This window comes from Flavobacterium sp. PLA-1-15 (genome assembly GCF_049060005.1).
Classification (GTDB): Bacteria; Bacteroidota; Bacteroidia; order Flavobacteriales; family Flavobacteriaceae; genus Flavobacterium.
In genome coordinates this window covers 1-10,895 of record NZ_JBMGQS010000049.1, presented here as the reverse complement: position 1 = coordinate 10,895, position 10,895 = coordinate 1, and the positions used below count along the sequence as shown (strand labels likewise).

Genomic DNA, 10,895 nt, shown 5'->3' with positions numbered 1-10,895 from the left:
TCTTTTTTTGTATAAGTCCAAAAATCTTTCAATCAAAAAACTTACCAAATCACCACCCTCAAGCTATCCGGCTGATACATCTTGTCGCCCGGTTTCACGTTGAAAGCCTTGTGGAATTCTGGTAAATTGGCCAAGACTCCATTCACACGGTACTGTGCTGGCGAATGTACATCGGTCATGATTTGCATTGCCAATGTTTCCTTCTTGTAATTGATCAGCCACGCATATCCGTAAGCCAAGAAGTACCTTTGCTCAGGTGTATAGCCACCCATTTTCTTGTTGCTTTTGTATTGTTCTGTTTTCTTAAAAGCTTCCAAGCCCATCACCACGCCGCCTAGATCGGCAATGTTTTCACCTTGAGTGGCATCTCCATTTACAAACTTTCCTGGAAGCGGTTCAAACTTGCTGTATTGTGCTACGATAAGCTTTGTCTTGGCTTGGAATTTTGCCAAATCTTCGGCCGTCCACCAGTTGTTCAGGTTACCGTTTTCGTCGTATTGGCTTCCCTGATCGTCAAAACCATGCGTGATTTCGTGTCCGAAAGTCGAACCTCCAATGATACCGTATAGAACAGCATCGTCCGGCATTCTGCCTTCAAAACCTGGCACCAAAATATTACACGCCGGAATCACAATCTCGTTGTTGCTCGGATTATAATACGCATTATACGTTTGCGGATAAATGCTCCACTCCTTGCGGTCTACCGGTTTTCCGAACTTGCTGAATTCATAATTGTGGCTCCATTTGTTTGTAGCCTTGATGTTTTCATAATACGAATCCCTGCTGATGGCAAGACTGCTCATGTCTTTCCAATCGTCTGGATAGCCTACTTTCATTACAATCTTATCCAATTTCTTCAAAGCCTTTTTCTTTGTAGGCTCGCTCATCCAATCCAGATTCTTGATGTGCTCTGCATATACCGTACGGATATTGTTTCCGATTTCCAAGAGCTTTTCCTTTGAGCCTTTCGGCAGATAATCGGCAACATAAATCTGCCCAATCAATTCTCCCAATGCATCATTCGTTTGATCGGTGATTTTTTTCCAACGTGGATTCTGCTTCGTAATACCGTTCAAGACTGTTCCTCTGAAATGGAAGATCTCATCTCTGAAATCCTTGCTCAAATACGTTCCGTAATCCGCTAGCAGTTGTGATTTTAGATATACCTTCCAATCTGCAATCGAGTAGCTTTTTACCATCTTATCCAAGTTGGTATAAAATCCCGGTTGCGAAACAATGATCGAATCGGCTTTTGCTATCCCAAATGCTGGAAGTGCTTTTGCCCAATCGATATTTGGAGTAAGCTTCTGTAATTGTGCCAAAGGCATCTTGTTATAATTCTTCACAGGATTGCGAAGTTCTTCCATCTTTAAAGAGGCTTTTGCCAAATCGGTTTCGATTTTCATGACCGTTGCAGACTCTTTTTTGGCCGTTGCAGCATCGGTACCTGTCAATTTCGACATCGTCTCCAAATGCTTCACATATTCAGTACGGATGTTTGCCGTTTCGGTATCGGTATTAAAATAATAATCACGGTTGTCCAGTCCTATTCCACCCTGCCACAAAACAAGAGCGTGCTGACTGCTGATTTTATCGTCCTGCGAAACCACCAAATGAAATCCTGCGTTAACCCCAATCGAATGCAGATAGCCAATAGTGCTGAACAATGACGTTGCGTCGGTAATGGCGTCTATACGTTTCATATCGACAAGAATGGGTTTCATCCCTGCCTTTTCAATCGCAATAGTATCCATACCCGAAGCATAGAAATCGCCAATCTTCTGGATGTTGCTTCCTTTCTTGGCATTGGTTTCCTTAGCCGAAGTCTCGCATATTTTTCTGATTTGGGCCTGAACCGTATCTTCTATAGTATGAAAAATCCCATTGCCTCTTTCGCTGGCCGGAATCGGATTTTCCTTGAACCATCTTCCGTTGGCATAATTAAAAAAATCATCGGCCGGATTTACAGTGGTATCGCGATGGGTCATAATAGGATCTTCCAGTTCGGAAAAATCATCCTTCTTGTTGCAACTCACAACAAATGTTGCCGATAATGCAATGAAAAAAAGGTTTTTAGTAATTTTCATATACTTAGTTTGAATAATAAAGGGCGAATATAAATAATATAGTAATCAGTTAGAAAATTTGATTAATTTTTAGTTGATGAGCGGATTGAAATCATAGGCTGCCTTATACCTAAAAAAGCCACCCCTTTGCAGGGATGGCCTTTTAACTACATAAACAAAAAACTACTACTTGATGATAAACTTCTGGCTGTTTCCTTCCTTTGGCTGGATGATATAAACACCGGCAGACAATTGCGAAACATCCATATAGGAAGCATTGCTTTTTTGAGCAACAATTCTTCCTGAGATGTCATAGATAATGGCATCTGTAGGTTTGCTTAAATAAAGCATCCCTTGGCTAACCGGATTCGGATAGACCGTGAAGGTATTTTTCTCAGGGGTAAATTCGCCTGTTCCTAGAACGTCGTTGTTGATTTTGTAAACACTGATAGTAGCGCTCACTTCGTTTGCCATTACTACCAAACCTGTATCGTTAGGACTATCTGTTGGATTGATGTAAATGATTCCTTCCGGACCTAAATCGCCCACATTGGCATCTGTTGTAGAACGGTTGTTTTTATACGAAACAAAAACTGGATTGGCAGGATCAGTAATATTATACGTCATCATACCGCCGATTCTTTCAAGGGTAACGAAAGCATAGAATGCTTCTCCGATTTTTCCAACCGTCACACCTTCTGGCTCCGGTCCCTTATTGTCACTTCTGTTTTTGAAGTTTTTATTGTCGTTGCTTGCATTGAAAATAGCTCCGTAAACCGGATCTGTGGCCGTAATTCTTTCGAAATCATCACCGCTGTCGTACACCAATTGCTTCGTTGTAGCATTCCAGATACTGAACGAACGTGTTCCGAAAACGTGGATTTCTTCGAAAAGACCATCGTTATTAAGATCTCCTGATTTGTTGGATACCACCAAACGACCAAGGTTTCCGTTTTTCTTCAAAAGTGCCGCATTCGGGAAAACCGCAGGATCCAAGAAATAATCTGCATCACCTACTTTTGCTTCTTCCTCAAGAGCATCGTATTCACGAACATCACCTTCGTTTGCCGTTACCAAATAAGTAGTTCCCGAAACTGTGTAGCTCGCAATAGCATCTGGCATGTACATTCCTTTTACAGGCCAGTTGGCCATAAAGATTTCACCATTCTGATCGCTAGTATCCAATGTATTTCCTGGCAGGCTGTGGTCTTTTAATCCTAATGGAATAATAGAAGTGATTTGGTTGGTTACCAAATTGATTTCTGCCAAAGCGTTGTTTTCTTGTAAAGTAACCCAAGCCGTTTGGTTGTCTTCTGCAACGGTGATGTATTCCGGTTCAAAATCTTTAGAAACCGTAGCATTTGGTCCGAATACACGAACACCGGCTGCTTTTAAAGTTTCCAATTGAGCATCGAAAGCATTGAAATTGATTGTAGTAACATTCGCTTGCGTAACGCTTGAAAGTCCGCCCGAAACATCTACTACAGAGATACTTCCCTCTGGATCGATAGAATAATCTGCATTTGGCTGTCCTTCGTTTGCCGTCAGAACTTTATTCCCGTCGTGAGTAAAAGTAACCATGTCTGGCAATACACCTGCCTCAACAACCTTTACGTTTTCTCCGTTGATGTCCATCAAGACTACTTTTCCGTTTCCAAAGTCAGCTCCCTCAACAGTAGCGGCAACGATTCCGTTTTTGTAAGCCACACTTGTAGCGCCAATTCCGTGCGCAGACATATCAATGGCACTGATTTGTGTGATGTTCTCTGGATTTGAGAAATCAAGAATCATTACTTTGGTTGCTGTAGAATTCAACACAAACAATCTTTGCGATACAGGATCGTGTGCCACAATTTCGGCAGAACCGCTAGGATCTACCTCATAGCTTGCAAGGAAATCGATATCCAATGTTTCTGATGCGGCTGGAGCCGAAGCTTCATCGTCTAAAATATAAACCACTTTGGTTTTGATGCCGCCAAGAGTAGCTCCGTTTGGATTGCTTAATTCTAAAACAAAGAACTTATCTGCACCACCAACAGCGTTATCCGTTACCGGAACATTGATCGTTACAGCAGTTGAAGAATTTGCTGGAAAAGTAACCGTTTGTGAAGCAAAAGTATAATCTGTTCCTTCCACAGCAGTACCAACTGTACCAAGAGGTGCGATAGTTGCAGTCACTTCTGTAGCAGAAGCATTTGAAATGAAAACGTTTACAGCTACAGTTCCTGCATTTTCATTTACAAATACAAATTCAGTATCGAATGAAACAGCAGAAGAAACGTTTGGAGTATATGTTCCTGGAGAAGCATATACATTAGCTCCTAAAGATGGTCCTACAAGATTTGCAGCAGCTGTCCAATTGTTTCCGTCATTCAAGTTTCCGTTTGGATTCAAAAGTTCCAATGAAGGACCGTTTCCATCAGGAGAAAGTGGCCAAGGCGTAACATCATCATAAGCAACTTGAGAAATTACAGCGCCGTTAGCATTTAGTATCTGCAACAATTCGCCGCCGTTTCCTAAAGCATTGATCGCTCCTTGTGGCATGTCCAGGAAGGAAACGCCATAAAAGGCATCGGCACTGGTCTTATCATTTGCCAACAAAACCACAGCGTTTGCGACAAGTGTCATTTCTGGAAAAACAAATACGAAGTTCCCTTCATCTTTTACCCTGATTCCACCCAAGGCGATCGGGTTTGCAGTATTGTTGTATACTTCTAAAAATTCCAGTTGATTCGAATTGGCAGAAGGTGGGTTGTACATGATTTCGGTAATCAACAAACCTGAAGCAAGCGTATTATGGTATAAATCCTGACTTGTGTAGGTTTGAGCCAACGCATTATTTGCCAAATCTTTAATGTCGTTTACGCTTAATGTATAAGCAACTCCTGTAGCTAGAGCAGCGTGTGTGATGATGACCTTGTTTAGTGCGGCATCATATACTACATTGCTGATAGCCAAAGCTGGTGCAAAAGTATAATTGTCCAACAAATTGGCAGAAGTGGCAGTCAATTCTTCAGAAAAGATAACCTCAGTAGTCGTTTCGTTTACCAAAACAGTAGAAGCTACCGTTGGTGCGCTGTTATCTGTATTAGAAATAACAAATGCTGTTGTACTGAAAGGAAGATCTGGTGTTCCACCACCATTATTATGATTATCAGCATCTGATGCTTCTTCCAACCATTGCGATATTGATCCCAATTGTGTCAGATAGCCATTGATGTCCAAACCTGTTCTTGGTCCGTTGTAGATAGCGATATCTGTTCCTTCTGAAAGCATGATAGCCGTAGTTCCTTGCGATAATCCAGAATTTGTCAAATCTCCAAAACCTGCAGTTGAATTGGATATTGCTGCAAGCATTGTTCCTATTAATCTAGGGTTGGTTGTTGATGTTCCTAAAAAAGCAAAAAGGGCATCTCCGTTATGAGAAAGTCCTCCTGGAGTTCCTGTAATGGTTCCGCTAGTTGGGTTTGGAGTGGCGCTTAAAGCATAGATTGAAATAATGGTTCCGGCAGGAACAACTGTTGCTGGAGAAGTCCAGATAAAAGCATTCTCGTCATCACCGAAAATACCATTGGTCAATTCTGAATCACAGAAGTGGATATTGGTATTTGCAGGAATATCCTTGAAGGTTACAAAAGCAACGTCGTCGTCGCCATCGGCATTAAAGCCAACAAAAGCAATGTCTCCCGGAGCCACAATCTGGGCTTGGGCTACACCGATTGATCCCAATAAAAGGAACAGGGTAGTTTTTAATTTCATGATAAATATAAGTTGTGTTATTTAAGCCGCAATTTATATTTATCGTTTTTTGAAGTGATTACCAGAAGTTTAATCTAATTTTAAAAAAAGAAATTCCAAACATTAAATTAATGTTTGGAATGTAATTTTATGATAGTCAATAAAAAGAAAATGTAAACAGATTAGAGTTTTTTGGCCTCGTTCCAAAAGACATCCATTTCTGCTAATGTCATGTCGGCCAGCGATTTTCCTAATTGTGAAGCCTTGCTTTCGAGGTATTGGAAACGCTTGATGAATTTTTTATTTGTCCGTTCCAAGGCATCCTCCGGGTTAACATTCAAAAAGCGGGCATAGTTGATCATCGAGAACAAAACATCACCAAATTCCGATTCCATCTTTTCTTGATTCCCAGCCTTTACCTCCACCTGCAGTTCCTCCAATTCTTCCTGGACCTTGTCCCATACCTGATGCGGTTCTTCCCAATCAAAGCCTACTCCTTTTACCTTATCCTGAATTCTGGATGCCTTGACCAAAGCCGGCAAACTTCTCGGAACACCTTCCAAAACCGATTTCTTGCCTTCTTTCAGTTTTAACTTTTCCCAATTCTGCTTTACTTCTTCTTCATTTTCAACTACAACATCTCCATAAATATGCGGATGACGATGGATAAGCTTTTCGCAGATTTCGTTGCAGACATCGGTAATATCGAAGTCGTTGGTTTCGCTTCCTATCTTGGAATAGAATACAATATGAAGCAATAGATCTCCGAGTTCCTTTTTCACTTCCTGCAAATCATTGTCCAAAATGGCATCGCCCAGCTCGTAGGTTTCTTCAATGGTAAGATGACGGAGCGTCTGCAAAGTCTGCTTTTTATCCCACGGACATTTCTCGCGCAGGTCGTCCATAATATTCAATAATCTGTCGAAAGCCTGTAGTTGAAGTTCTCTTGCAGTCATAATGTAGGTTTTTGTAAAAATAAGAAATCCTGTCAGGAAAAACAGCCCGACAGGATTAAATTATGGTAAGAAATTTGGAATTTATTCTTTAGCAGAAGCTACTTCTTCTTGTGCAGGAGCCTCTTCCTTTACCGGAGCTTCCTTAGAAACCAATCCTTTTGCTTGAAGCATATTGTACCAGTTCAATACTTTTTTGATATCAGAAGGATACACTCTGTCCTGATCGTAGTCTGGAAGAATCTCAGCAAAATAAGCCGCCAATGTAGCATTATCTTCTTTGTGAGAAAGTGCTGGTCCGTTATCCTCTTTTACTGCGATGTTGCGCATTACTTCAACAAGCGGTTTTTCTTGACTAACCGTATAGATTGAGATTTCAGACAACAAGCTTACGTTGCTTCTTAAACCTACAGTGATTTTTTTACCATCAATTAATGACTCGGCAACAAAACCTGAACGCGTTTGTACTTTTAAGGCATATAAACCTGGTTTTCCTGAAATTGCTAATATTTTATCTAAATTCATCTTTAGTATTATTTATTTTTTATTAGTATTATTTATTTCTTATTACTTTACTGAATACTATCTTCCTTTCTTCGGTGATGCAAACTTCATCTTGTAATCCGGACGGGTTTTTCCTTCCATAATATTTTGAAGTTTCTTCTTGATCAGCTGTTTCTTCAGCGATGAAATCTTATCGGTAAACAAGATTCCCTCGATATGATCGTATTCGTGCTGGATGACTCTTGCTCTCAAACCGTCGTACACTTCTGTATGCTTGTTGAAGTCTTCGTCGTAGTATTCAATCGTGATCTGCTCGTGTCTGTAAACGTCTTCGCGCACTTCGGGAATGCTTAGACAACCCTCGTTGAAACCCCATTCCTCTCCTTCTTCCTTCAACATTTTTGCATTGATGAATGTTTTCTTGAAACCTTTCAACTGCAATTGCTCTTTTTCCGACAAGTCTTCGTCCTCACCAAAAGGGCTCGTATCCACAACAAACAAACGAATAGCCATTCCTACTTGTGGAGCGGCCAAACCTACACCATAAGCATTATACATCGTTTCGTACATATCTGATACAATAGCTTTTAGGTTTGGAAAATCCTGCGGAATGTCTTCTGCCATCTTTCTCAAAACCGGGTCGCCGTATCCTACAATTGGTAAAATCATTTTAAAAATTTTAAGTATTACGTGTTATCAAAAAAGATGCCTTTGTGAAACACGGACGGCAAAAATAGTGAAAAAACATATTACATAATAACGTTTTGGCAATATAGAAACTTTAAAATCTTTATTTTTTTCAAACTATAAATCTCCGTCATTCCTTATCTTTGTAAGGCAACCTTTCGAAATGATCAACTCAGTCAAAAACTTTACCGACCAGACCAATTTTACCAATGCGCTGAAAGTAACCGTAGCCGCGGTCTTGCCCGTTATTCTATTTGGTTATCTGGATTTATTTCAGGTAGGGTTTACGGTTGCCATTGGAGCGGTACTGACCTATCCGAGTGATATTCCGAGTAATCTAAAGCACAAGATCAATGGGATTTTGGTTGCCATTCTTATCATAGTCGGTGCGGCGATATTGGTGAATGTTACCTATCCGTATCCTTCGATATTTTACCCTGTCCTGGTCCTGATTTTATTTTTCCTGTCGATGATTTCCGTCTATGGGCATCGCGCTACCATGATTTCCTTTTCGGGACTCGTATCGGTTTCATTGGCATTCGGACATTTAAATACCGGTTGGAACATCCTCATCAATGCGGGATACATGCTTGCTGGCGGACTGTTCTATCTCCTTGTTTCGCTTATTTTTTATAAGATAAGACCCTATCGATATGTAGAGCTTCAAATTGCACAGTGCATCAAGCTTACCGGAAAATACCTGAAACTCCGTGGCGATTTATGGAATGCTGATGCTTCGCGGGGAAAAATTATCGAGAAACAGCTTTACCTTCAGGTAGAACTAAATACGATCCACGAGAATTTAAGGGAAATCCTAATCCGAAACCGATCCAATTCAGGAAGTTCCAACCAGAACCGAAAGATGCTGATTGTATTCGATTCCTTGCTTGAAATTCTCGAACTCGCGCTTTCTACCTCTTTCGACCATAGCAAACTGCACGAGAAATTCAGCGCACATCCAAAAATGCTATCGACCTATCAGAATCTGGCCTATAACCTTGCCGGAACCATGAAAAGGCTCTCCAAGTCATTGGAGAATAAAACCAAGTATGTTTCCAAGCACCAACTTTTTCAAGATTTGGAAGCTTTGGAAAATGCCATTTTGGATTATGAAAAAGAGCTCGGCAAGGAAGATGCTTCCGAAGGAGTGCTGATGCTTTCCAACATGAGGGATTATGCCGAAAGGCAGATTGAAAAGATAAAAGTGGTGGAAAAGGCTTTTACCTTGGCTACCAATCCGCAGGACATAAAAGGCATAGAGAAGGATCTGGAAAAGTTCCTTACACCCTTATATTATCCGTGGAGCACGTTGAAGGAAAACCTCAGCTTCTCCTCCACTATTTTCAGACATTCGCTTCGCCTGACGTTGACCATTTTACTGGGTTTTATCATCGGAAAACTGTTGCCTTTCCAAAACGTCTATTGGATATTACTCACTATCGTGGTAATCATGCGTCCAGGTTACGGACTTACCAAGCAACGTTCCTACGAGCGTATTTTTGGGACGATATTGGGTGGTATCATTGCCTTCGGAATTATTTCGGTCATCCATAACAGCTATGCGATAAGTGCCTTTTCGATCATTGCGATGTTGTTGGGCTTTATGTTTACGCAAACCAATTACAAGGTTGGCGCCACTTTCGTGACGATGTATGTGGTCTTTATTTATGGGATGCTTACGCCAAATGTCAACGAAGTGATACAATATAGAATCCTCGATACCCTTGTTGGTGGATTGCTGGCTTTCGCTGGTAATTATCTGCTTTGGCCTTCTTGGGAATTTTTGAACGTCAGAGTATTTTTGGAGAAATCCATAAAGGCAAACAGGGATTATATAAGGGAGATTTCTGTGTTCTATAATAAAAAAGGTGAAGTAACAACTTCTTATAAACTGGCACGAAAACAGGCCTTTATTGAAATTGGCAACCTCATGACGTCTTTCCAAAGGATGACACAGGAACCGCGCTCCAAGCAAAAGCAGATGCCACAGGTGTACAAACTTGTGGAACTCAACCACACGTTGGTTTCTTCATCGGCTTCGCTGGGAACTTATATTCAGACGCATCAAACTACAAAAGCTTCCGAGGCCTTTAATGTGGTGGTAGAAACCATTCTGAAAAATCTTGACGATGCAATTGAATTGTTGCATACCGATGAAGATGAAATACTTTTAAATACTGTCCAGAAATCGGATTTGGAAGTACGTTTTACCGAACTTAAAAACATTCGTGCAAAAGAGTTGCGCGACAGCGTGGTTGATGAAGCCGATTTCCAATTGAAGATGAAGGAAGCACAGCTCGTAATCGAGCAATTGATTTGGATGACCAATCTATCCGAAAGTCTCCTTAAAGCTACCCGAAAGCTTAAAATTATCGTCTAGAATTTTCTCGAAAGATAATCCTGAAGCATGATCGTTGCCGAAATCTCATCGACAAGTGCCTTATTCTGGCGCTGTTTTTTCTTAAGTCCGCTATCAATCATCGTCTGAAAGGCCATCTTTGAGGTAAAACGTTCGTCTACTCTTTCCAATTTCATATCGGGAAAAGTTGATGCAAATACGGTTACAAACTTCTCAATAATTTCGGTGCTTTGTGAGGGTTCACCGTTCATTTGCTTGGGTTCACCAATGAGTACTTTTTCTACCTTTTCCTTGTTAAAATAATCCTTTAAGAAAGCAACAGCGGTTTCGGAAGGAATCGTCGTTAGTCCGGATGCAATGATTTGCATTTCGTCGGTAACGGCGATACCGGTGCGTTTTAGTCCGTAGTCAATGGCTAGTATTCTTGGCATAAGATGATTTTGAGGCAAAGATAAGGTTTTGGAACATAGTCCTGCACCAACAAACTGGTAACATTGCCCGATATTGAATTAAATTTCATAACATCTGTCATTTATAGTATAACACCTACTTAATATTTGATTGCTAATTTGGCTAAAGAAATTAAAA

General features: G+C 40.8%; 7 protein-coding genes. 1 reads left to right on the top strand and 6 read right to left on the bottom strand.

Features of this window, described 5'->3' with window-relative positions:
• Nucleotides 1-41: 41 nt before the first annotated feature.
• The 5 genes from ACI6PS_RS15975 to def all read right to left on the bottom strand — a co-directional run bounded on the left by ACI6PS_RS15975 (nt 42) and on the right by def (nt 7,930).
• Nucleotides 42-2,087: a M13 family metallopeptidase gene (locus ACI6PS_RS15975; protein ID WP_421013574.1), complete on the bottom strand. Its 2,046-nt coding sequence runs from the start codon at nt 2,085-2,087 to the stop codon at nt 42-44.
• Between the two features lie 165 nt (nt 2,088-2,252).
• Entirely contained in the window at nt 2,253-5,825 is a 3,573-nt protein-coding gene (locus ACI6PS_RS15970) for a choice-of-anchor I family protein (RefSeq protein ID WP_421013573.1), read from the bottom strand.
• Nucleotides 5,826-5,986: 161 nt separating this feature from the next.
• On the bottom strand, nt 5,987-6,760 hold the full coding sequence (gene mazG, locus ACI6PS_RS15965) for a nucleoside triphosphate pyrophosphohydrolase (RefSeq protein ID WP_421013572.1): 774 nt from the start codon (nt 6,758-6,760) through the stop codon (nt 5,987-5,989).
• Nucleotides 6,761-6,841: 81 nt separating this feature from the next.
• Nucleotides 6,842-7,282 carry a DUF5606 domain-containing protein gene (locus ACI6PS_RS15960; RefSeq protein WP_421013571.1) on the bottom strand — a complete coding sequence of 147 codons (441 nt, stop codon included), beginning with the start codon at nt 7,280-7,282 and terminating at the stop codon, nt 6,842-6,844.
• Nucleotides 7,283-7,339: 57 nt separating this feature from the next.
• Complete coding sequence (def, locus tag ACI6PS_RS15955) at nt 7,340-7,930, bottom strand: peptide deformylase (protein ID WP_421013570.1); 591 nt, start codon at nt 7,928-7,930, stop codon at nt 7,340-7,342.
• A 181-nt stretch (nt 7,931-8,111) separates the two neighbouring features.
• Here def and ACI6PS_RS15950 point away from each other — a divergent pair, with 181 nt between their 5' ends.
• Nucleotides 8,112-10,328: an FUSC family membrane protein gene (locus ACI6PS_RS15950; RefSeq protein ID WP_421013569.1), complete on the top strand. Its 2,217-nt coding sequence runs from the start codon at nt 8,112-8,114 to the stop codon at nt 10,326-10,328.
• On the opposite strand, the gene ruvX is transcribed toward ACI6PS_RS15950, so the two are convergent.
• Nucleotides 10,325-10,738 (bottom strand): Holliday junction resolvase RuvX, encoded by a 414-nt coding sequence (gene ruvX, locus ACI6PS_RS15945; RefSeq protein WP_421013568.1) that lies wholly within the window; start codon nt 10,736-10,738, stop codon nt 10,325-10,327. The genes ACI6PS_RS15950 and ruvX overlap by 4 nt on opposite strands.
• Between the last annotated feature and the right edge of the window lie 157 nt (nt 10,739-10,895).